Origin of the sequence: Nocardia sp. AB354 (assembly GCF_049538315.1) — a bacterium.
Classification (GTDB): domain Bacteria; phylum Actinomycetota; class Actinomycetes; order Mycobacteriales; family Mycobacteriaceae; genus Nocardia; species Nocardia nova.
In genome coordinates, this window is the sequence record NZ_JBMVFU010000001.1 from 457,308 (window position 1) to 480,342 (window position 23,035).

The 23,035-nt window shown below is 69.3% G+C and carries 13 protein-coding genes and 1 tRNA gene; 6 read left to right on the top strand and 8 right to left on the bottom strand.

Annotated features, from left to right (window positions below; all coding sequences use genetic code 11):
* Positions 1–2: 2 nt before the first annotated feature.
* The 3 genes from ACPCUW_RS02015 to ACPCUW_RS02025 all read right to left on the bottom strand — a co-directional run bounded on the left by ACPCUW_RS02015 (position 3) and on the right by ACPCUW_RS02025 (position 9,480).
* Entirely contained in the window at positions 3–7,364 is a 7,362-nt protein-coding gene (locus ACPCUW_RS02015) for an amino acid adenylation domain-containing protein (RefSeq protein ID WP_423423496.1), read from the bottom strand.
* A gap of 215 nt (positions 7,365–7,579) precedes the next feature.
* Positions 7,580–8,557: a helix-turn-helix transcriptional regulator gene (locus ACPCUW_RS02020; RefSeq protein ID WP_423423497.1), complete on the bottom strand. Its 978-nt coding sequence runs from the start codon at positions 8,555–8,557 to the stop codon at positions 7,580–7,582.
* A 53-nt stretch (positions 8,558–8,610) separates the two neighbouring features.
* Positions 8,611–9,480 carry a M23 family metallopeptidase gene (locus tag ACPCUW_RS02025; RefSeq protein WP_305779402.1) on the bottom strand — a complete coding sequence of 290 codons (870 nt, stop codon included), beginning with the start codon at positions 9,478–9,480 and terminating at the stop codon, positions 8,611–8,613.
* A gap of 202 nt (positions 9,481–9,682) precedes the next feature.
* Between ACPCUW_RS02025 and ACPCUW_RS02030 the strand changes: the two genes are divergently transcribed.
* Positions 9,683–10,726 carry a nitronate monooxygenase gene (locus ACPCUW_RS02030; protein ID WP_305779637.1) on the top strand — a complete coding sequence of 348 codons (1,044 nt, stop codon included), beginning with the start codon at positions 9,683–9,685 and terminating at the stop codon, positions 10,724–10,726.
* A gap of 57 nt (positions 10,727–10,783) precedes the next feature.
* Positions 10,784–11,176, top strand: a complete 393-nt coding sequence (locus ACPCUW_RS02035) for an SCO5389 family protein (RefSeq protein WP_030513337.1) — start codon at positions 10,784–10,786, stop codon at positions 11,174–11,176.
* Positions 11,177–11,220: 44 nt separating this feature from the next.
* On the opposite strand, the gene ACPCUW_RS02040 is transcribed toward ACPCUW_RS02035, so the two are convergent.
* The 3 genes from ACPCUW_RS02040 to ACPCUW_RS02050 all read right to left on the bottom strand — a co-directional run bounded on the left by ACPCUW_RS02040 (position 11,221) and on the right by ACPCUW_RS02050 (position 15,503).
* Positions 11,221–12,855, bottom strand: a complete 1,635-nt coding sequence (locus tag ACPCUW_RS02040) for an acyl-CoA synthetase (RefSeq protein WP_423423498.1) — start codon at positions 12,853–12,855, stop codon at positions 11,221–11,223.
* 249 nt (positions 12,856–13,104) lie between these two features.
* Complete coding sequence (locus ACPCUW_RS02045; protein ID WP_423423499.1) at positions 13,105–13,590, bottom strand: PaaI family thioesterase; 486 nt, start codon at positions 13,588–13,590, stop codon at positions 13,105–13,107.
* Between the two features lie 278 nt (positions 13,591–13,868).
* Positions 13,869–15,503 (bottom strand): long-chain fatty acid--CoA ligase, encoded by a 1,635-nt coding sequence (locus ACPCUW_RS02050; RefSeq protein ID WP_064905238.1) that lies wholly within the window; start codon positions 15,501–15,503, stop codon positions 13,869–13,871.
* 458 nt (positions 15,504–15,961) lie between these two features.
* Between ACPCUW_RS02050 and ACPCUW_RS02055 the strand changes: the two genes are divergently transcribed.
* Positions 15,962–17,428: a flavin-containing monooxygenase gene (locus ACPCUW_RS02055; protein ID WP_305779404.1), complete on the top strand. Its 1,467-nt coding sequence runs from the start codon at positions 15,962–15,964 to the stop codon at positions 17,426–17,428.
* Positions 17,429–17,444: 16 nt separating this feature from the next.
* Here ACPCUW_RS02055 and ACPCUW_RS02060 read toward each other — a convergent pair whose 3' ends face one another.
* Positions 17,445–19,682, bottom strand: a complete 2,238-nt coding sequence (locus tag ACPCUW_RS02060; protein ID WP_423423500.1) for a M20/M25/M40 family metallo-hydrolase — start codon at positions 19,680–19,682, stop codon at positions 17,445–17,447.
* A gap of 139 nt (positions 19,683–19,821) precedes the next feature.
* On the opposite strand from ACPCUW_RS02060, the gene ACPCUW_RS02065 reads away from it, so the two are divergent.
* A complete protein-coding gene (locus ACPCUW_RS02065; RefSeq protein ID WP_423423501.1) occupies positions 19,822–20,754 on the top strand; it encodes a TIGR03564 family F420-dependent LLM class oxidoreductase in 933 nt (310 codons plus the stop codon).
* On the opposite strand, the gene ACPCUW_RS02070 is transcribed toward ACPCUW_RS02065, so the two are convergent.
* Entirely contained in the window at positions 20,755–21,609 is an 855-nt protein-coding gene (locus ACPCUW_RS02070; protein ID WP_063017649.1) for a universal stress protein, read from the bottom strand. It abuts the gene before it with no gap.
* 136 nt (positions 21,610–21,745) lie between these two features.
* Between ACPCUW_RS02070 and ACPCUW_RS02075 the strand changes: the two genes are divergently transcribed.
* Positions 21,746–22,720 (top strand): Acg family FMN-binding oxidoreductase, encoded by a 975-nt coding sequence (locus ACPCUW_RS02075; RefSeq protein ID WP_305779407.1) that lies wholly within the window; start codon positions 21,746–21,748, stop codon positions 22,718–22,720.
* Positions 22,721–22,889: 169 nt separating this feature from the next.
* Positions 22,890–22,962 (top strand) — tRNA-Arg (locus tag ACPCUW_RS02080).
* Positions 22,963–23,035: the final 73 nt, after the last annotated feature.

Consider the following 23,035-nt stretch of genomic DNA (forward strand, 5'->3'; position numbering starts at 1 on the left):
GCTCAGCGAAGCACATTGTCCGGCAGCAGTACCAGCCCGGCGGAGCCGAAGGCCGCCGGCGCCGGCCCGTCCTCGAGCACCACGGCCCGCAGGTCTTCCAGCGGTTCCGGATCCATCCGGTCCAGACCGGCACGATCGGTGAACAGGTGGGTGACCCATTCGTCGGCGAGCCCGTCGGTGCCGACCTCGGCCGGCAACACCATCGAGGCACCGGTCGTCCCCGCGCCGACCACCTCGAGCAGGGCGGCGACACCGTCGGCCCGGCCCTGCCGGAAGGTGCGAGATTCGAAGTCCAGCTCGGTGCGGGCCCGCAACCGGTCGACCGCGGCGGCCAGCGCGTCGTAACTGTGGGTGCCCTCCGCGCCGACGAAGGCCGGATCGGCGCCGCGCAGCGCCCGGGTGCGGTTGGCGTAGGTCACCGGCCGCGCCGACTCACCCGCGATCTCGGCGGCGACCGCCGCATCGTCGAGGACCAGCCAGTCGATACCGTTCGGCCCCGCCTTCGGCCGGGCCGCGGCCACGGTGACGCCGGTCTTGATCTCCAGCTCCGACGGTAGTTCGCCGCCGTCCACGACCGGGACCAGTGCGGCACCGGCCTTGAGCACCGCCCAGGCCGCGACCGCCGACTCGATACCGCGCTCGAGCCGCACCGCGACCCCGCTACCCGGACCGCAGCCGCGACCGATGAGGGCCCGGGCCAGCCGGGAGGAGCGGGCGTCGAGCTCCTGATACGAGACCGCCTCCTCACCCCAGGCCAGCGCGGGCCCCTCGGGGTCGTCCTCGACGGCGGCGGCCAGCGCCTGCGCCAGCGCGGTGCCGACGGTGGAGCCGGTCTCGGCCGGTCCGGTGCGGGCCGCCTCGACCACAACCTCCGACTCGTCGTGCAGGTCGATCGCGCCGAGCAGGATCTGCGGGTCGGCAGCCACCGCCGCGAGGATGCGCTCGAATCGATCACCCAGGGTGCGCATCGTCGCGGGATCGAACAGTTCGCGCGCGTAGGTGAAGACCGTGACCAGTTCCGCCGGTGAGCCGTCGGATTCGTGGCGCGGCTCGACCGTGACCTGCAGATCGAACTTCGCCGCTACGGCATCGGTGTCGAGTGCGGCGATGGACAGGCCCGGCAGTTCCAGCGACGGCTGCTGCGTGTTCTGGAACGACAGCACCACCGTGAACAGACTCTGCGCACCACCTCGTCCCGGAGCCACCACCTCGGCGACCCGTTCGAACGGGATATCGGAGTTCGCGAAGGCCGCCAGATCGGTGTCGCGGGCGGTTTCCACCAGCGCGTCGAAGGTGTCGGTGGTGTCGACACCGGTGCGCAGCGTCAGCGTGTTGACGAACATGCCGACCAGATCGTCGAGTGCGCGCTCGCCGCGGCCCGCGATCGGCGTGCCGACCACCACATCGGCGGTACCGGACTGCCGGGCCAGCAGCACCGCGAGCGCGGCGTGCACCACCATGAACAGCGACGAATTGTGTTCTCGCGCAATCCGGACCAGGCCTTCGTGCACCGTGGCCGGGATCGCGAAACCGATCGATTCGCCGCGCATCGACGGCACGGCCGGACGCGGATGATCGGGCGCCAGCAGCGCCGAACCGGACACTCCGGCGAGCCGATCCCGCCAGTAGGCGAGCTGCTTCGCCGCCACCGAATCCGGATCGTCGTCGGTGCCGATGGCCCGGCGCTGCCAGATCGCGAAATCGGCGTACTGCACTTCCAGTGGCGCCCAGCCCGGTTCGCGGCCGCCGGTGCGGGCCACATAGGCGGTCATCAGATCGCGGGCCAGCGGGGCCATCGAGGAACCGTCGCCGGCGATGTGGTGAATCACCAGCGCCAGCACCTGGTCGGACCCGCTGCGCAGCAGCAGGGCGCGCACCGGAACCTCTTGGGTCACATCGAATCCGGTCGCCATGAGCGCGGCGATGCGGTCGATCGGCTCGGCGGTGTCCTCGACCGGCAGGCCCTCCGGCAGCGCCTCGCGGACCGAGAGGATCTCCTGATACGGCAGCCCGCCCGGACCGCCCGCGGGATAGCGGGTGCGCAGCACCTCGTGCCGCTCCACGACATCGGCGACCGCCTGGCGCAACGCGTCCACATCGAGATCGCCGGTGAGCCGGATCGCCAGCGGAATGTTGTAGCCCGGCGATTGCGGATCGAGCTGGTTGATCACCCACATCCGCTGCTGGGCCGGCGACAGCGGAATCCGCTCCCCACGCGCGGCAGGCTCGAGGCGCGGGCGCACCGCACCGGCGGCCGCACCGGGCACGATCCGCGCCGCGAGGGCTGCCACGCTCGAGGCTTCGAACAGCTCCCGGACCACGAGGTTCGCGTCGAGCGCCTCGTTGATGCGAGCCACCGCACGGGTCGCGAGCAGCGAATTGCCGCCGAGGGCGAAGAAGTCGTCGTCGAGGCCGACGCCGGCCGTCTCCGCACCGGCGACACCGAGCAGATCGGCGAACACGTCGGCGACGGCCTGTTCGATCGGCGTACTCGGCGACCGGAAGGCGGCCGCGCTGACGACCGCCGGTTCGGGCAGGGCGCGACGATCGAGTTTGCCGTTCGGCGTCAGCGGCAACGCGTCGAGCACGACCACCACGTCGGGCACCATGTAGCCGGTCAGGAAGGCGCCGACCTCGGCGCGCAGCGCGAGCGGATCGAGCGACGAACCAGCCTCGGGCACAACGTAACCCACCAGCCGCTCACCGGAGTGCTCTGCGGTGCGGACCATCGCCACCGCCTGCGCGACACCGGTGCAGCGCAGCAGCGCGGCCTCGATTTCGCCGAGTTCGATGCGGAAGCCGCGCAGCTGCACCTGCTGATCGCTGCGTCCCGCGTATTCCAGCGCGGCCTCGCCGTCGAAGCCGGCCCAGCGGCCGATATCGCCGGAGCGATACATCCGGGAACCGGGCGCACCGTACGGATTGGCCACGAACCGCGCCGCGGTCAAGCCCGGACGGCCGAGATAGCCGCGCGACAGTTGTTGTCCAGCAATGTACATCTCACCGGCCACGCCGACCGGCGACGGATGCAGCCGCTCGTCGAGCACATAGGTCTCGAGGCCCGGCAGCGCCCGGCCGATGACGCTGGCCGGATGGTCGGCCAGACCCTCGTCCAGCGCCAGGAACGACACGTGCACGGTCGTCTCGGTGATGCCGTACATGTTCACCAGCTGCGGGGTGGTGGAGCCGTGCCGCTCGTACCAGCGCGCGAGCTGACGCAGATCCAGCGCCTCACCGCCGAAGACGATGTAGCGCAACGCGAATTTGGCCGCGACCGTCACCGCGGCGTCACCGGTGTGGCTGTGCGCCGCGCGGTCGGCCTCGGCGAGCTGATAGAACGCCGAGGGCGTCTGGTTCAGCACGGTGACTTGCTCGCGAATCAGCAACTCGCGGAACAGCTCCGGCGATCGCGAGGTCAGGTGGTCGACCACCACGACCGCACCGCCGTTGGCCAGCGAACACCACAGTTCCCAGACCGAGAAGTCGAAGGCGAAGGAGTGGAACAGCGTCCACACGTCGGTTTCGTCGAAGTCGAACAGCAGCTGGGTGTTGGCGAACAGTTCCAGCACGTTGCGGTGGGTGACGCCGACCCCCTTGGGCACACCGGTGGAGCCCGAGGTGTAGATGACGTAGGCCAGATCGGCCGGTCGCAGCGGGGCGAGCCGCTCGGCGTCGGTGATCGGACCGCCGGCGAAGTTGCCGGTCTCCTCCAGCAGCACCGTCGCCAGGCCGGCGGCGGGCACCGCCTCCCGCAGCTCGGCGGTCGTGAGCACACATGCCGGCGCGGCGTCGCCGAGCATGAATTCCAGCCGCTGCACCGGATAACCGGTGTCGATGGGCAGATAGGCGGCACCGGCGAGCAGCACGCCGAGCAGCGCGACCGGCAGTTCCTCGGTGCGCGGCACCGCCACGGCCACCAGCGATTCCGGCCCGACGCCCTGGGCGATCAGCGCCCGGGCCACCTGGCTCGCGCGCTGGTGCAGATCTCCGAAGGTGAGGGTGGTGTCACCGAAGCGGACCGCCACCGCGCCCGGCCGGCGCCGGACCTGTGCGGTGATCAGATCGACCAGGGTCACCGGCGGCACCGGCGCGCCGGGCGAATTCCATTCGTGCAGAACGAGTTCGCGCTCACCGGGGGCCAGCACATCGATATCGCCCACCACGGCCGCGGCGTCGGCGGCGACGGCATTCAGGATGCGCGTGAACCGATCGGTGAAATCGCGCACCGTCGCCTCGTCGAACAGGTCGGTGGCGTAGCTGAAGGCGGCCGAAATCCCCTGCGGCACACCATGTGCGTCGATCCGCTCGGCCATCGCCAGCTGCAGATCGAACTTGGCCAGCTCGATGTCGAGGTCGACACCGGAAACCGCCAGCCCGGGCAGCTCCAATTCGGTGCGGGCCAGGTTCTGGAAGGTCAGCATCACCTGGAACAGCGGATGCCGCCCGGCCGAACGCGCCGGATCCAGGATCTCGACCAGCCGCTCGAACGGCACATCGGCGTGGCCGAACGCCGCCACGTCGGTGCCGCGGACGTCGGCCAGCACCTGCTCGAAACTGTGCGCCGGGTCGATCTCGGTGCGCAGCACCAGGGTGTTGACGAACATGCCGATCAGCTCGTCCAGCGCCGCCTCACCGCGCCCGGCGACCGGGGTGCCGATCGCGATGTCGCGGGTGCCCGACAGCCGGGCGAGCAGCACCGCGAGCGCGGCGTGCACCACCATGAACAACGTCGAATGATGTTGGTGCGCAAGGCGGTTCAGCGCCGCATGCACATCCGGGGCGATCTCGAAGTCGAGCGTGGCGCCGCGATAGGACGCGACCGCCGGACGCGGCCGGTCGGCCGGCAGGTCCAGCTGTTCGGGCAGCGCGGCGAGTTCGCGCCGCCAGAAGTCGATCTGCGCGGCGAGCACCGACTCCGGATCGTCCTCGCTACCCAGCGTTTCCCGTTGCCACAGGGCGTAATCGGCGTACTGGACGGCCAGCGGCGTCCATTCCGGATGACCGCCGCGCACGCGATCGAGGTAGGCGGTCATCAGATCGCGGGTCAGCGGGCCCATCGAGAAGCCGTCACCGGCGATGTGGTGCACCACGCACACCAGGACGTGTTCGGTCTCGCTCGCGCGCAGCACCCGCAGGCGCACCGGCGGCGCGGCCGTCACATCGAAGCCGCCCGAGACGGTTTCGGCGACCAGGGCGGCCAGCTCGTTCTCGCGGGCTTCGACCAGGGGAATCTCGGGGATCGCCCGGGGATCCGAGACGGGCAGCACCCGCTGGTAGCCCTCGCCGTCGAGTTCCGGATAGATGGTGCGCAGCACTTCGTGGCGCTCCACCAGATCGCGCACCGCGGACCGCAGCGCGTCCACGTCGAGGCGTCCGCTCAGCCGCACCGCGACCGGGATGTTGTTGACCGCACCCGCCGGATCGAAGCGGTTGAGGAACCACATCCGCTGCTGGGCATAGGACAGCGGGATGCGTTCGGGCCGCGGCATCGGCCGCAACCGCTCGCCGGTGTCGGTTCCGGCGTGCCGTTCCACCTGTTCGGCCAGTGCGGCCACGGTCGATGCCTCGAACAACAGCTGCACCGGCACCCGGGCGCCCAGGGCCGAGCCGATCCGGGCCGCCGCCTGCGCGGCCAGCAGGGAGTTGCCGCCGAGTTCGAAGAAGTCGTCGTCGGCGCCGACCCGGCCGGGATTGCCGCCCTCGCCGGGAACGAGCAGAGCCGCGAACACCTCGGCGACGATCTCCTCCACCGGGGTGGCGGGAGCGCGGAATTCGCGTGCGGCGAAGGTCGGTTCCGGCAGCCGGGCGCGGTCGAGTTTGCCGACCGGGGTCAGCGGAATCTCGTCCAGCGGCATGATCGCCGCGGGAATCATGTAGGCGGGCAACGAGGCCGCCAGGAAATCGTCGAGGGTCGCGATATCGAGCGCCGCACCGGGACGCGGCAACACGTACGACACCAGCGCCGTCGCGCCGGAGGGCAGCGTGCGGCCGATGGTGGCGGCGAAATCGATATCCGGATGCGCGGTCAGCGCGTTGTCGATCTCGCCCAGTTCGATGCGGAAGCCGCGAATCTTGACCTGGAAATCGGAGCGGCCCAGATATTCGATGGTGCCGTCGGACTCGTTGCGGCGCACCAGGTCGCCGGTGCGGTACAGCCGGGCCCCGGGCCTGCCGGTTTCGGTGCCGAAGGGACTGGCCACGAACCGTTCCGCGGTGAGCCCCGGGCGGCCCAGATATCCCTGTGCCAGCGCCGGACCCGCCAGATACAGCTCGCCGACCACCCCGGCGGGCACCGGTCGCAGCCGCGAATCCAGCACGAACGCGCCGACGCCGGCGACCGGGGTGCCGATCGTGATCGGCTCGCCGGCAATCATTTCCGCGCTGGAGGTGGCGAGGATCGTCGCCTCGGTCGGGCCGTAGCCGTTGTAGAAGCGCCGCCCGTCGCGCGCCCAGCGGCCCACCAGTTCCGGGCCGAACTTGTCGCCGGCCACGACGACGGCCTCGAGGTCGGGCAGTCCGGCCGGATCGACCGACTCCAGCGCGCCGGGGGTGATCAGCATGTGCGAAACCTGTTCGCGGCGCAGCAGATCGGCCAGCTCGAAACCGCCGAACACCTCCGGCGGCGAGACCACCAGGGTCGCACCCGACGAGAAGGCCAACAGCAGTTCCAGAACGGAGACGTCGAAGTTCGGCGAACAGACGTGCAGGACACGGGAATCCTCGGTCACGCCGTAGTGCTCGCGCTCGGCCGCGACCAGACCGCCGAGTCCGGCATGGGTCACCACGACGCCCTTGGGACGACCGGTGGAGCCCGAGGTGTAGATCACGTAGGCCGGGTGATCCTCGGTGAGCGGGCGGACCCGGTCGGTGTAGGAGATCGGATGGGCGGGGCGCGCGCCGATGCGTTCCGACACGACCGGATCGTCGAGTTCGAGCCAGTACACACCCGTCCCCAGCGCCCGGCGATGGGCTCCGGTGGTCAGGCCGAGTACCGCGCCGGAGTCGGCGACGATATGCGCGATGCGCTCGGTCGGATAGGCCGGGTCGACCGGAACGTAGGCCGCGCCCGCCTTGGCGACCGCCCAGACCGCGAGGACGGATTCGATCGAGCGGGCGATGCCGATAGCCACCACGTCGCCGGCGCCGATGCCGCGGGAGATGAGTTCCCGGGCCAGGCGCGACGATCCCTCGTCGAGCTCTCGATAGGTCAGCTGCCGCGTGTCGGCCGGATCATCGGTCGGCGCGAACCGGATCGCCACCGCATCGGCGGCGGATTCGACCGCAGCGGTCAGCAGCTGGCCGAAAAGGGGGCTGCCCGACCTGCGGCGACGACCTCCACGAGCGGAACGGCGGGCAGTATCCATTCGAGTGTCTTCACCTCTCGCGTCCAGCAGGTCCGCACGGTCGAACACCCCCTCGCGCGGTCCGAGCAATCATATAAGGATGGCGAGCACGGCGTGGTGCGCCGGATCGAACTGGTGACCCGCCGGTACTCCTAGTACTCATCGCTGCCAGGGTGCCTCGATGTTGCGCTTCGTGTCGACTTCCGTGGCACTGGTCACAGTAGGTCCCCAGCTTGTCACAGCCAGCCGCGGCGGATCGCCTGCACGCCCGCCTGGAACCGGGTGCTGGCGCCCAGTCGCTCCAGCAGGCTCGCGGTCCGCCGCACCACCGTGCGCCGGGACATGCCCAGCCGCCGGGCGATGGTGTCGTCCGTCGCGCCCAGGCCCATGAGGGTCAGAATGGCCCGGTCGCGTTCGTCCAGCGGCTGGTCCGGATTCACCGAGATCGGCGCGGCCAGCGACCACAACACCTCGAAGGTGTGCACGATCGCGTCCAGCGTCGGACAGGCCGTGATGCGCAGCCCCATCGGATCGCCGCGGCGTTCGTCGTGGTGCAGCATCAGCGCCGCGCGGTCGTCGTCGGCGATGATCACCTTGAAGGGCGGATCGGGCAACGTGCGCGCCTGCGCCCCGGCGGTATTGGCCTGCAGCGCGAAGCGCAGCCGATCGGGATCCTGATAGATGGTGTCCTGATAGAGCGTCTGGTAGCGCACGCCCGCCGACATCCGCGCCGAGCGCAGATCGAACAGCCGTGCGGCGCGTTCGCCTTCGCACAGATACGGGCCCCGGTCGATCATCCGGATCCGGCTGCGCGCGGCACGCTGCAGATCCTCGAATTCGGCGACCACCTCGCGGGCCTCGTACATCGGCACGACGGTGCCGTCGCCGCGGGTGGTGCGGCGCACCGAGCGGAAGGTCTCGCCCAGCCGGGCCGCGGCCTCGTGCATGCGCGCGGTTTCGGCCTGGCGGCGGCGGGATTCGGCTTCCGACAGGGCCTCGGGGGCATGCGCGTCCCAGCGGACGGAGTCACCGATTTCGATGCGGACCACGGCCTGCATCTCACAGAGTTCGTCCAGGGCCGCCGAGACGGACTCGCGGGAACACTCCAGATATTGCGCCAGCTCCGACAGGCTGGACCGCGGATGCTGCACCAGAGCGGTATAGGTGCGGCCGTGCACGGATCCGGAGTCGAACAGCTCGTACAAACCAGGCAATGCATCAACCCCCCGCGGCCGGCCGAGCCGGGCGGCCGACGACAGCGCGGGCGCTATTCGCCCGCCCCCCACGACTGCTGGGACAGGACGACGCCCTTGCTCGCCAGATAGGGAGCGGGATCGATCTTCACGTCGCTGGGATCCCAGATCTCCAGATGCAGGTGCGGGCCGGTGGAGTTGCCGCGGTTGCCGACGGTGGCGATCACGTCGCCGGCGTTCACCCGCTGGCCGACGTGGGTGAGGATGTCGTTGACGTGGCCGTACACCGCGGTGGTGCCGTCGTCCTGCTTCACCCGGACCCACAGCCCGAAGCCCGAGGCGGGACCGGCATCGATCACCGTGCCGTTCTCCACCGAATGAATAGGAGTACCGATCGCGTCGGCGAAGTCGACACCGTAGTGCATGGCGCCCCAGCGGGATCCGAAGCCGGAACTGACGACCCCGGCCACCGGTCGCACGGCCTGGGCCGGTGCGAGCTGCTGCTGAATACCCTTCAGCACCTCTTCGGCGTGCGAGAGCGGACCGGCAACCTCCGGCGGCAGATTCTGCAGACCGAACGGCGCGGGCGCGGCCACCGGCTGGGCCTGCGGCGCGGCCGGCGTCTCGGCGACGACCGGGGCCGCGACGGGCGAGGCCTGCTGTTCGGCCTCGTGCGCGGGTTCGGAGGCCGACTTCAGCGCGACCGGCTCGGGAGTGTCGTTGTGGCCGCCGGGCAGCAGCGGCGCGGCGTGCGCGAACTGAGTGGCGGTGCCGATCAGCGCGCCGGTCGCGACGGCGGCGCTGGCGGCGAGCTTCATCCGGTCGCCCGTGCGCGGCTGGGCGCGGTGGCGGGTGGGACGCTCGGCAGCGCCGTCACCGGCGTAGATGTCACCGAGGAGGTCCTGAACGGATACGGAACTGGATGTCTCACGGTGCTGCGGCAAGGCTCGTCCTAGCGTCGATCAACTCGGTGGCGGCGCCGGGTCGAAACCTCACATTCGGTAACGATTCGGCATCTGTTGTGACGGAAACTGTACTCCGTCGTGACCTTTTCGCAACCTCCTCGGAGGAATTCGCAGGTGGAAGGCTGATCTTGGTGCCGTGGGCGCTGTTATCGAGGACCACGGCCGGGTCCAGACTGAACAGGTGATCCTCGACAACGTGCGCACCCCGATCGTGCTGGCGCCGATGGCCGGCGGCCCGTCCACCCCGGAACTCGCCGCCGCTGTCGGCGAGGCGGGCGGCCTGGGATTCCTCGCCGCCGGATATCTGAGTGCCGCCGATACCGCCGCGCGCATCGCGGCGCTGCGCGAGCTCACCGAGACGCCCTTCGGCGTGAACCTGTTCGTTCCGGGCGCGCCCACGCCGCCGGAACACTTCGCGGCCTACCTCGACCGGCTCAGCCGCCGCTTCCCGCTCGGCGAGGCACGTTTCGACGCCGACGCCTGGGACGAGAAGCTCGACCTGCTCACCGCCGAGCCGGTGGCGGTGGTCTCGTGCACCTTCGGCTGCCCCTCGGAGGCCGAGATCGAGCGCCTGCATCGCGCCGGATCCGAGGTGTGGGTCACGGTGACCTCGGTGCCGGAGGCCCGGGTCGCGGCCGAGACCGGTGCAGACGTCCTCATCGCCCAGGGCGCGGAGGGCGGCGGACATCGGGGCGGTTTCGCCGACCGGCCCGAGGAGGACGTGGCCGATCCGCTCACCACCCTGACACTGGTGCAGCTGGTGCGCGCAGCGGTCGAGACGCCGGTGGTCGCGGCAGGCGGCATCGCCACCGGCGCGGGTATCGCCGCGGTCCTCGCCGCCGGCGCCGCGGCCGCACAGCTGGGCACGGCCTTCCTCCGCTGTCCGGAGGCGGGCACCTCGGCACTGCACCGCGATGCGCTGGAGATCGAAACCCCGACCATGCTGACCCGCGCCTTCAGCGGCCGCCGAGCCCGCGGCCTGCGCAATCAATTCATGCTCGACAACCCCGACGCGCCTGCGGCCTACCCCGAAATCCATTACGCCACCGGACCGTTGCGAGCCGAGGCCCGCGCCGCCGACAACCCGGACGCGGTGAATCTGTGGGCCGGGCAGGCACATACCCTCGCGGAGGCCGTTCCGGCGGCCGACCTGGTACGCAAGCTCACGGAAGAAGCGAAAGCCGCTCTGCAATCGGCACTTTCGCGGCCATTCCCGTCTTGTTGACAACGTTTTTCGTTTAGACTCGTGGGACATCACCCGCCATCCCACGAGGAGAGCGTCATGTCATTGGATGTCCCAGCCGCATTGCTCGAACGCGCCGAAAGCGGTCCGGTCAGCGACGAGGAATTCGTCGAATGCGTTCGCACCTCCCTGCCGTACGCCTACGAGGTCGTCAGCCGAGTGGCCGCCGACTTGCGTTCCGGCACAGCAGAATTCGCGGACAACCAGGTACCCCCGCCGGACGAGACAGCCCGCGGCCAACTGCTGCGCGCGATGGCGTCGGATTCGATTCGCGGCAGCCTGGAGCGGCATTTCGGCATCAAGCTGGCCTTCCAGAACTGCCATCGGGTGGCGGCCTTCCCGCTGTCCGCCGTCGGCGGCGACACCTACTCGACCTTCATCTCCACCCGCGCTCAACTGCTCAATCAGAGCCCGGAACTGCGTAACTGCTGACCCGTACGGTTCCGGCGCCGGCGCGTCCGGCGCCGGAACCGGCGTTACGCTTCGCCGCCCGCTCCCCATTCCCGCAGCCTGCGCTTGAGGACCTTTCCGGTGGGGTTGCGCGGCAGCTCGTCGATGAACACCACCTCGCGAGGCACCTTGTAACGCGCCAGGTTCGACTTCACATGCGCTTTGATCTCCTCCGCGCCGAGGGTTTCGGTGGTGCGGACGACGAAAGCGACCAGCCGGGCGCCGTATTCGTCGTCGGGCACGCCGATGACCGCAGCCTCTCGCACGTCCGGATGCGCGTCGAGCAATTCCTCGACCTCGGCCGGGAACACGTTCTCCCCGCCCGAGACGATCATCTCGTCGTCGCGGCCGTCGATGAAAAGTCTTCCGGCGGAATCGAAATGACCGACATCGCCGGTGGACATCGGCCCGCGGATCTGCTCCTTGCCGCCGCCACCGGTATAGCCGTCGAAGGGAATCGCGTTGCGGACGAAGATCCGCCCGGTGGTCCCCGGCGGCACCGGCTCGCCCTGCCCGTCGAGGATCTCGACCACCGCGCCCGCCACGGGTGAGCCCACACATCCCGGTTCCTCCGCCAGATCCTCCGGCGTGGCGACGGTGGCGTAAGCGACCTCGGTGGATCCGTACAGGTTGTAGACGACCGGCCCGAAGATGGCGGTCACCCGCCGGCACAACTCGGCGCCCAACTGCGATCCGGCGACGAAAACGATGCGCAGCGCCGACAGATCCCGCTCACTCACCGCCTCCGGCCCCAGTTCGACCATGCGCGCGAGCATCACCGGCACCACGATCAGCGCGGTCGCGTGATGTTCGGCCATGCTGTCGATCACCCGCTGCGGATCGAATCGCCGCCGGATCACGAGTGTCGAGCCGAAACCGATGGCCAGCAACGACATCGCGAAGCCGAGGGTGTGGAACAGCGGCGCCGGGCATTCGGTCACCTCGCGGGTCCGGAACGGCACCTTGCTGAGAATCGCGCCGAGCGGTTCCAGCGAACGCGGCTCCGACCGCGGCGCGCCCTTGGGTGTGCCGGTGGTGCCGCTGGTCAGCAGGATGATCTTGGCGCCGGAGCGCGAGAACGGCGGCGTAGCGGGCGAGCCGGCGGTGATCAGCGATTCCAGGCTGGAGGTGTGCCCGGTCTCCGACCAGGCCCGATACGCTCCCCGCTCGGGGCTCAGATCGCCGAGGATGGATTCGTACTCCTCGTCGTACACCAGCAGATCCGCCCCCTCCCGGGCGGTCACATCGCGCAGTTGCGGCCCGGCGAAGTCGGTGTTCAGCAGGATGATCCGGGCCCCGCACTTGGCCGCGGCGAAGACCGCGTCGAGCAGACCGCGGTGATTGCGGGCCAGAATCGCCACGCCCTCGCCGGTGCGCAATCCGCGCTTGCGCCATTCGTTGGCCAGCCGGTTGGAGCGGTCGTCGAGTTCCCGATAGCTCAGCGTGCCGAGGTCGTCGATCACGGCGGCGCGATCGCCGTAGCGGCCGGCGGCGAGCCGCAGCAGCGCGGGCAGGGCACCGTGACGCAGTAGCGCGTCACCCGCGGACAGCAACGTCAACGGCGAGTCGATGCCGACCACGCCACTGCCGATTGCCAGCCGCAGATAATCCAGCTCGGACCACGCCCGTGCGATCACCGTGCGTAACAGATTCACCGTCATGCTCGAATCCCCCTGCCGCGCCGACTGTCTCGCATCGGATGGCGGTGCACGCCCATGACCCCGGACCTCTCTGTCCCCGCCCGGTGGAGCCGGGGGTCCGCGGGGAGGCTACGGCTGCCTGGCCACGCGGGCTCCCCTGTCGGGCGCATACAACACCGCCCCTTCGACGGTACGCGCCCTCACCGTAACCCCGCCGCGCACGATCGGTCGACCGCAGCCGTGCGGGCGGAGTCGCTCCTGCCGGACTTCCTACTTTCCGTGTGCGCGCAACTGGTAGAGCCCGCGGGTCTCGGCCACGACCACGCCGTCGGCGTCGGTCACCGTGGCCTCGAGGGTGAAATCGGCCTTACCGTTGGCCTCGGCGTCGGCGATCACCCGCGCGATCTCCTCCTCCGACAGCGAGGCCTCGGCGCGTACATCGGTTTTCGCCGGCTTGCGGAAGAAGATCTGCAGGTCCTTCACCAGCGGGTAGTACTTGGCGTTGTCGAAGGTGGCGATCGGAATCGCACCGCCGAGAATTTCCGCGACGGTGAACAGCACGCCGGCGTACATGACGCCGAAGTGGTTGCCGTTGCCCTCGATCGGCACGGTGGTGGCCGCGAATCCGGGCCGCACCTCGAGTGCCTTTACACCCATCTTGTGCGCGATCGGGATGGTGAACTCCAGCGCGCCGTTCATGACATCCGCGAACGCGGGGGTGTCGTTGTTCGTCTCGGCGCTGCTCGCCTCGGTCATCGCCAACCCTTTCTGCACGTGATCGGACGCCCACCGGACGTCGATGCTCAGCCTACGACACCTTGTTGACATAGCGCCAACAGGTTCGGTGATCTCCCGCCGACCGGCACGGGCGGGCACGGGCACCACCGGCCCCGCTCACGCCGCAGCCGCGGCCGGATGTTCCGGCCGCGGCTGCGGGATCGTTCACAGCGTCGGGACGCTCAGTGTCACAGCGTCGGGACGCTCAGTGTCACAGCGTCGGGACGCTCAGTGTCACAGCGTCGGAACGCCCTATGTCACAGTGTCGTGACGCTCAATTCGCCGTCGGCGTAGCGCGCCCGCAACCGCTTCTTGTCGAATTTTCCGACGCTCGTCTTGGGCACCTCGTCGATGAAGGTCCAGTGCTCGGGCAGCTGCCACTTGGCGAATTTGTCCGCCAGGAAATCACGCAGCTCGGCCGGGTCGGCGCTCGCGCCCTCCTTGAGGACGATCGCGACCAGCGGCCGCTCGTCCCACTTCTCGTCCGGCACCCCGATCACCGAGGCCTCCGCGACGGCCGGATGACCCATGATCGCGTTCTCCAGATCCACCGAGGAGATCCATTCACCGCCGGACTTGATCACATCCTTGGACCGGTCCACCAGCGTGAGATAGCCGTTGGGCGTGATCTTGCCGACGTCGCCGGTGCGCAGCCAGCCGTCGTCGAATTTGTCGGGGTCGACGGACGCACCCTCCGGTGAGTAATAGGCCCCGGCGATCCACGGACCGCGCACCTCGAGTTCGCCCACGGCCTCGCCGTCGTTGGGCAGCACCGAGCCGTCGTCGCCGACCAGGCGCGCCTGGACCAGGGCCGGGAACCGGCCCTGCGTGTAGCGGTACTCCCATTCGTCCTCGCCCGTCACACCCTTCGGCGGGTGCGCGACGCTGCCCAGCGGCGAGGTCTCGGTCATTCCCCAGGCGTGCAGCAGTCGCACCCCGTGCTTTTCCTGGAAGGCTCGCATCATCGACGGCGGCAGCGCGGACCCGCCGACGACCACCTCGCGCAGATGCCTGATGTCCTGCGGCTTCGCGTCCAACTGCGCCAGCACGCCACCCCAGATGGTCGGCACCGCGGCGGCGAAGGTCGGCTGCACCGCGGCCATCATCTCCAGCAGCGGCGCCGGCTGCAGGAAGCGGTCGGGCATCAGCACGCTCGCCCCCGACAGCATCGCGGCATAGGGCAGACCCCAGGCGTTGGCGTGGAACAGCGGCACGATGGCCAGCACGGTGTCGGAGGAGGTGAATCCCATACTCGCGTTGGTCAGTACCTGCATGGCGTGCAGGACATTGGACCGGTGCGAGTACACCACGCCCTTAGGGTCGCCGGTGGTGCCGGAGGTGTAGCACATGCCGGCCGCGGAGCGTTCGTCGACGACCGGGAAATCGTAGGTATCCGGTTGTCCCGCAAGCAGTTCCGTGTAGGAGTGCACCTGCACGCCCTCGGGCGCGGTCAGATCCGCGGCATTGCCGTTGGCCACGATGACGTGGCGGACGGTCTTCAGCGTGGGCAGATAGTTGGCGAACATCGGCAGCAGCGAGCCGTCGACGATCACGACCTGATCCTCGGCGTGATTGGCCACGTAGGTGACCTGCTCGGGGAACAGCCGCAGGTTCAGCGCGTGCAGCACGGCGCCCATCGCGGGCACGGCGGCGTAGGCGACCATATGTTCGTTGTTGTTCCACATGAACGTGGCGACGCGGTCGCCCACGTCGATTCCCAGCCCGCGCAGCGCGTTGGCCAGCCGCGCCGATTCCGCGCCCAATTCCCGATAGGTCATGGTCCGAACCCCGTCGCCCGTCCAGGTCGACACCGTGGCATCGCCGTGGAACGTAGACGCATATCGCAGCAGAGTGGCCAGCGACAGTTGCTCGTCCTGCATCGTGCTCAACATCAGTAACCGCACTCCTTCACCGGTGAACGACGTCACACCTGCCGCGAGGATAGTCGAAACCGGACGTAGCGATTATCGGGCCGACCAGATGGTCCCCTTTTCCCGCGACACACGGCGCGAACAGCGCGGGCATGGGGATGAATCGGCTGCCCGTGGCGAACCCCTGATCGCCACGGGCAGCCGTCCCTGCCGTCCGGGTGCACCCGGATACGGCAGATCCGTCCCGAATGGCCGCCGGACGCGCGACGACACCCCCTGCAGCGCCGTCGAAACGCCAAATACCCACCGGGACAGGCTTTTTGAAGAGGAACTGGTATAGATAGTAGGTTCGGCGGGCCGGAACTGTCCAGCGGAGTCACATGTCCGGTCCACTGCGGCCACCGCAGCGTGGCCGGAAATATTGATTCATTGGCCGCTGATCTCTCGGAACCGACCGCCCGGCGCTCTACTCTTCGACTATGACTGCCACGCCGTCCATCGTGATCATCGGCGCCGGATTCGCCGGCCTCGGCATGGCGCTGGAATTACAGCGCGCCGGTATCGACAACTTCACCATCGTCGAAAAGGCCGCCGATCTGGGCGGCGTCTGGCGCGAGAACACCTATCCGGGCGCGGCCTGCGATGTGCCCTCGCCGCTGTACTCGTGGTCGTTCGAACCCAAATCCGATTGGCCTCGCCGGTTTTCGCAGCAGCGCGACATCCACGCGTATATGCGCGCGGTCGCCGAGAAGCACGATCTGCCGCGCAAGATCCGCTTCGGCATCGAGGTCACCGACGCGGAATTCGATCCGGCCCGCGGCGTCTGGCAGGTGCGCACCGCGGACGGTGAGACCCTCACCGCCGACGTGCTGATTCCCGCGGTGGGCCAGCTCTCGCGGCCGGCGATGCCGAATATCCCCGGCATCGACACCTTCACCGGTCCCGCCTTCCACTCCGCCGAATGGGACCACAGCGTCGATCTCACGGGCAAGCGGGTGGCGTGCATCGGCACCGGAGCCAGTGCGATCCAATACATTCCGGCCATTCAGCCGACGGTCGGGCATCTCACCCTGTTCCAGCGCTCCGCCGCCTGGGTGTTGCCGAAATTCGACACCGAATACACGGGCCTGCATCACGCGCTGTTCAAGTACTTTCCGCCCAGCCGGTGGGCCGAACGCTTCGCCATCTGGACCTTCTTCGAGGTGATGGCGCTGGCGCTGACCGACGTGCCGTGGATCAAACATCCGGTGGTCGCGATCGCCGACCGGCATCGCGCCAACGCCGTGCCCGATGAACAATTGCGCGCCAAGCTCACTCCGGACTACGCCGCCGGCTGTAAGCGCGGCCTGTTCTCCAACGAGTATTTTCCCGCACTCGCCCAGCCCAATGTCAGCGTGGAGACCACCGCGATCGAGGCGGTCACGGCGAACGGAATCCGCACCGCCGACGGCGTCGAGCATCCGGTGGACGTGATCATCTACGGCACCGGATTCAAGGGCACCGAATTCCTCGCGCCGATGAACATCTACGGCCTCGGCGGTCGCAAGCTGTCCGACGAATGGGCGCCGGAGGGTGCGCGGGCATTCCTGGGCATGTCGGTGCCGGGCTTCCCGAATCTGTTCATGATGTACGGGCCCAACACCAATGTGGGGTCCGGCTCCATCATCTACATGCTGGAATCACAGGCCCGCTACATCCGGCAGGTGGTGAAGTATCTGTCCGCCAAACCCGGACACTTCCTCGCCGCACAGCCCGCTGCCGAACAGGCCTGGGACGACTGGCTGCGCAAGCGCCTGGCCGATACGCCGTGGAACTTCTGCTCCAGCTGGTATCGCAACGCCTCGGGCCGCATCACCAACAACTGGCCCGGCGCCACGCTGCTCTTCCGATGGAAGACACGGCGTTTCGACCCGGCCGACTATGCCGAAGGCGTGGCCGGAGCCTGATTCGCCGGCACGGTGTTCACAACCGGAGGGTGGTGAACACCGCGACCGTACTGTCCTGGCGGTAGTAGATGTCGGCCGGTGCGTCGGCGAGATGAGCATCGGGTAGCCGGCTGTAATCGACCGCCCGGAGAGTGAGCGGTCCGGCCGGCGCCGTGAGTTGGATATCGACCCCTTCGGCGGGCGGCGCGTAGAACCGGACCCCCTGGGCAGGCACCGGGTTGATGTCGCGTCCCGCGACCGTGAGTGCGCGCACCGGCCCGGTATACCGCAGCGCGACGGAGGTGGCCCCACGGGTGGATCGCAGCCGCAGCCGCACGGTGCGCAGATCCGCCTCGGTGCGGTCGGAAAGGACTTCGGCGACAGGACCGGGGAGATCGTGCGCCGGGGCGGCGCCGGCGGATGCCGCGTCGGTCCACAACTGCGCGAATGCCCCGGGCGGCGAGCCGGATTCGACGAAACCGCGGGTCCATCGATCCGGGGCCTCGGCGGAAATCCACTGCGCCTCGCGGCTGTTCGCATCGAGCGCATAGGACAGTTGCGACATCAGCGGATGCCGCGCGTCGAACCGGTCGACGACCGTCCCGGCCGCCGCGAGCGCCACCGTGAGGACCACCGCCGCCGCGGGGATAAGGACGCCCCGACGGCTCGGCCACGCGTGGGTCAGGGTGAGGGTAAACGAGCCGCCGAGTATCAGCACCACGGGCGCGGTGAGATATGCGGCGGCGGCGAGTCCGGTCTGCAGCGCCGCGTACGCGGTGCCGCCGGCGAAGACCGCCGCCGGGACGAGGAACAGTGTGAGCACCGGCAACCGCAGGCGGTCGGGCACCGCGAAGGTCAGCGCGACGCCGACGACGGCGGCGAGGGCCGGAACCACCACCATCACACCCGCGGCCGGCGCCGCAGCCGTGACCACCGCACCGATCGCCGTCACCGCGCACAGCACGCCCACGGCGGTCGCGGAGGGCCCGAACAGCCGACGCGACAGCGCATACCAAGCGGCGAGTACCGCCACACACGCCATCACCACGGCCGCGGCGTAGAACTGCGGGCGGTACGGATCGACGAACAGCGGGCGATACTCCGGGCGGATCGCGGTGATCGCTTTCCACAATCCGTAGACGACGCCCATTCCGATCGGAACCGCCACCAGAGCGGTTGCCGCCGCGCCCAGAGTCCGGCCGATCGTCGCCTCACCGGTCCGGCGGATCCGCCACACCACCCATGCCGCGAGCAGCACCGAAGCCACCGCCGCCACGACCACCAGCCACAGCGGCAGCACCACCAGCTCACCGAACGGCAGCGGAAAGTACGCGCGATTCGGCTGATCGGCCGCGGTCCGCAGATCCCGCGCCCCGAATTCGCGCGCCGCGGCGGTGGTGTTGTCGCCGAATTGCTGCACGGTGGCCAGGTCGACGTGGTCGGGGTCGTCGAACGGATTGTGGTAGTAGGCGTTCCGACCGGCGAAGGCCCAGTCGAGCACCCGGAAGCCGTGGGGGTCCAGCGCCGCGAAATCGGTATTGCTCCCGGTCTGATCCCCGCCCAGGGTCGTGGACAGCGAATCGGTGTTCGGATGCGGTACTCCGGTGACCACACTGATCAGCCCGGCGTCGGGGTGACTGATTCGCCACAGCATCGGCGGACCACCGGCGCCGCGCGCCTCGTGATTGATCACCACTCCGCCGCGCGGGTCGGCGCCGCCGGAGGTCGCGAAGGCCTCGGCGCCGAGCAGACCCACCTCTTCGGCGTCGGTGAGCAGCACCACGAGATCGTTGCGCGGTTGCAGTCCGCTCGCCCGCAGCGCACGCACCGCTTCCAGAACGGTGGCGACACCGACCCCGTCGTCGTTCGCACCGGGACCGGACGGCACCGAATCATAATGCGCGACAAGGTAAACAGTTCCCGTAGCGGCGCGTCCCGGCCAGCGGGCGACGATATTTCCGGTCTGCCCGAGCACCGCTACCGCACGATGCGGATCCACCGGATACTTGCCCACGCCGTAGCGAACATCGGTGTCCAGCCCCAGTTCTCGCAGCTTGCCCACCAGATGCTCGCGCACCCGGTCGTGTTCGGCGGTGCCGACGGGGTGTGGCCGCGAGGCGATCTCCCGGATCGTCGCCAGCGCACGGGCGGCACCGAATTCCGTCGCAGGGGCCGCGGCGTCGTGATATCCGTGCGGTTGTTGCTCCCAGGCCGTCGCGATCGCGATCAGGACCAGGACAGCGAAGGCCAGCACACCCGATACTCGACGCCCCATCGTGCGATGGTAACCCGGCAAAACCGCGAAAATCGGACAGGCCGAGCGCCCGCGACCCGCAAAGGGCAGCACCGCAACGGTTTCGATCCGTCCGAACACAAGGGTGGGATCGCCCGATGCGCGCACTAGCCTCGATCCGATGAGTCTTTCAGTTCCGATCGGGGTTTCGGTCTGGCCGCGGCCCGATGCGGCCAACGACGTCGACGAGGTCCTCCGGCTCGCCACGCAGGCGCAGCGCACGGGTGTGCGTTCGGTGTGGTTCGGACAGAAATTCGATCTCGATGCGCTGACCCTCGCGGCGGTGGTCGGGCTCGCCGTACCGGAGATCGGGGTGGGCACCTCCGTGGTGCCGATCAATCCGCGCCATCCGCTGGTCGTCGCGTCGCAGGCCCAGACCGCACAGGCCGCGTCGGGCGGCCGCTTCCGCCTGGGCATCGGATTGGGCGCTCCCCCACTGGAATCGGCGGCATTCGGCATCCGCGAGGACAAGCCGGTGCGGCGGCTGCGCGAATATCTGATCGCGCTGCGCCAGGCCATCGAGGACGGCACCGTCGATGTACAGGGCGAGCGGGTGTACGCCCGCCCGCCGATACCGACGACGGTGCACGGCGGCAGCGATATCCCCCTGCTCGTGGCAGCCATGGGGCCGCAAGCGTTGCGGGCCACGGGCGAATCGGCCGACGGCGTATTGCCGTTCCTCGCCGGGCCGCGCACGCTGGAATCGCATATCGTGCCTACTTTGCAGCAGGCCCGCCCGGCGAATCCGGTGCGGCCGCTACAGGTGGTCGCCGGTGTGGTCGCGATCGTCACCGATCGCGCCGAGCAGGTGCGCGAGACCGCGGCGCACGCGCTGGCGTTCTACGAACAATTCGATTCCTACCGCGCGGTTCTCGACCGCGAGGGCCTCACCCACGCGGTCGATGTGGCACTGATCGGCGACGAGGACCATGTCACCCGCGGCCTCCAGGCGTATGTCGATGCCGGTGCCACCGAGCTGCTGATCCAGACCGATCTCGCCGGCGAGGACGATCAGCTGCGCACCTGGAAGTTGCTTGCCGAGCTCACCGCCTGATCATTCGCTCCGGGGCCGGGCGATGATGATCGGGCATTCGACGCTGTGCATCAGCGCCTGACTGGTGGAGCCCAACGTCATTCCGGGAAATCCGCCCTTACCGTGACTGCCGACCACGACGAGCTGCGCCGCGGCGGATTCGCGGAGAAGGCGCCGCACCGGCCGATCCTCGACGACGACCCGGCGCACCGCAATCGGTTCGTCCGGATCCTCGTGCGCGGCCAGGGCGGCGTCGAGGAGCCGATTTCCCTCCTCTTCGAGGGCCGCCGGGGACGGGTAGTCGCCGAACCGCTGCCAGGTGTGTACGACCACCAGATCGGTCCGGCGCCGCCGCGCCTCGTCGACGGCGATCGCGAGAGCCTGTGCGCTGCACGGGGAATCGTCGTATCCGACGAGCACCGGCCGCTCGGACCCGAGCAGCGGATCCGCCGGCACCACGGCGACCGGGCCGCGAGCGTGCCGCACCAGTGCGGTGCTGACCGAACCGAGCAGGCTGCGCTGATAGGCCCCGAGTCCTCGCGCGCCGACCACCACCAGACGAGCCTCGTCGGCCTGGGACAGCAGCGCGGGAATGATCGGCGCATCGATGACGGCGGTGTCGATATCGATCTTCGGGGCGATATCGGCCGCCACCCGAGCGGCCGCCGCGACCGCGCGCTGGGCCTGCTCGCGGGTGCGCTCGTGGTAGGCGCACACGCCCTCGTCGCCGGCGCGGTCCTCCGGAACCGGCGGCACCGCCGAAACCACCTCCAGCGGAACCCGGTGCAGCGCCGCATCATCGGCGGCCCAGCGCGCGGCCCGCAGCGCATCGTCGGAACTGTCGACTCCCACCACCACGGGCGCCTTCGAGGCCATGCGTCCCACCTTCCGAGCGGTTCACGAACGTTCCAGGGCGAAGACACCCCCACCCTACCGGCCGGGATGGTGACAACTGCGATACTGGCGATACTCCGACGAATGCACCCGACGAAATATCGCTCTGGGAGGCATCATGCAGCACGTTCCCGACCGCTCGACGATCGTCGCGGCCCTGCAGTTGGCCGCCCGCGCCCCGTCCGTGCACAACACCCAGCCCTGGCGCTGGGATTTCGACGGCACCCGGCTGCACCTGTTCAGTGATTCCACCCGGCAACTGAAGGTGGCCGATCCGAGCGGGCGCCAGGAGCTGATCAGCTGCGGCGCCAACCTGCACCACGCCCGGATCGCCTTCGCCGAGCAGGGGCATCCCATCGCGGTGTCCTATGTGCCCGAGGAAGGGCTGCACGACCTGCTGGCCGTCGCCGAATTCGAGCCGCCCCGCGCGCCTTCGGATCGCGAACGCGCCCTCGCCGCCGCGATCCGCGCGCGCCGCACCGACCGGCTCCCGATGTCGGCGCCGGACCGGCCGGAGCTGGTGCGACAGCTGCGTGAGGTGTCCGAGGTGGACGGTGTGCACCTGAACGCCGTCGACGATTCGGTGCGGCCCCGGCTCGCCGCCGCTTCCGAGCAGACCGCCGCCCTGCAACAGTTCGACACCCCTTACCAGAACGAATTACGCTGGTGGACAGGCAATTTCGATCTTCCCGAAGGGATACCGTCCTACGCTCTGCCCACCGCCCGCGAGGCGGCACTGGTCGACGTCGGCCGCGACTTTCCCGTCCCGTCCGGAGACCCGCACCGCACCGGCGAACCCGATCACGCCACCCTGGTGGTGCTCAGCACCGCCGAGAACACTCCGCACGAATGGCTGGCGACCGGCGAAACCCTGTCCACCGCCCTGCTGTCGGCCACCGCGGCCGGACTGGCGACCTGCCCCCTCACCCACATCACCGAAATCCCGGCCGCCGTCCGCGCGATCCGCGCGCTCCTCCCCGACCCGGATCGGATCCCCCAGGTACTCATCCGCCTGGGCACCGCACCCCACGACACCTTCGTCCCGCCCACCCCGCGCCGCCCGGTCGAGGATTTCCTGTCCTTGCCGCATTGAGGCGCCGGAGACCGGTCGCCCCATGGCGGGGTGGCCACCGGCCCGCCACACGCTAGACTGACCACGCCTGATCGTCACCCCCGGGAGGCACAGGCATCGTGGACCACTGCGAGGCAGGTGCGAATTCCGTTGCGAAACGGGGTTTTCCACATTTCCGCGCACGGTCCGCGCCCTCGTAGCTCAGGGGATAGAGCACCGCTCTCCTAAAGCGGGTGTCGCAGGTTCGAATCCTGCCGAGGGCACACATCGGTTCGGCCTGTTCAGGTCTGCCGCTGCCCGGGAAACCGAAATATTTACGGACCCGCCAACCTTGCC

Coding starts and splice junctions, on each gene's coding strand:
- ACPCUW_RS02045 (WP_423423499.1), bottom strand. CDS start 13,590: ATGACCGAGGCGAGCAGCGCCGAGACGAACAACGACACCCCCGCGTTC.
- ACPCUW_RS02040 (WP_423423498.1), bottom strand. CDS start 12,855: ATGACGGTGAATCTGTTACGCACGGTGATCGCACGGGCGTGGTCCGAG.
- ACPCUW_RS02075 (WP_305779407.1), top strand. CDS start 21,746: ATGCAGCACGTTCCCGACCGCTCGACGATCGTCGCGGCCCTGCAGTTG.
- ACPCUW_RS02035 (WP_030513337.1), top strand. CDS start 10,784: ATGTCATTGGATGTCCCAGCCGCATTGCTCGAACGCGCCGAAAGCGGT.
- ACPCUW_RS02060 (WP_423423500.1), bottom strand. CDS start 19,682: ATGGGGCGTCGAGTATCGGGTGTGCTGGCCTTCGCTGTCCTGGTCCTG.
- ACPCUW_RS02065 (WP_423423501.1), top strand. CDS start 19,822: ATGAGTCTTTCAGTTCCGATCGGGGTTTCGGTCTGGCCGCGGCCCGAT.
- ACPCUW_RS02015 (WP_423423496.1), bottom strand. CDS start 7,364: ATGGATACTGCCCGCCGTTCCGCTCGTGGAGGTCGTCGCCGCAGGTCG.
- ACPCUW_RS02070 (WP_063017649.1), bottom strand. CDS start 21,609: ATGGCCTCGAAGGCGCCCGTGGTGGTGGGAGTCGACAGTTCCGACGAT.
- ACPCUW_RS02055 (WP_305779404.1), top strand. CDS start 15,962: ATGACTGCCACGCCGTCCATCGTGATCATCGGCGCCGGATTCGCCGGC.
- ACPCUW_RS02050 (WP_064905238.1), bottom strand. CDS start 15,503: ATGTTGAGCACGATGCAGGACGAGCAACTGTCGCTGGCCACTCTGCTG.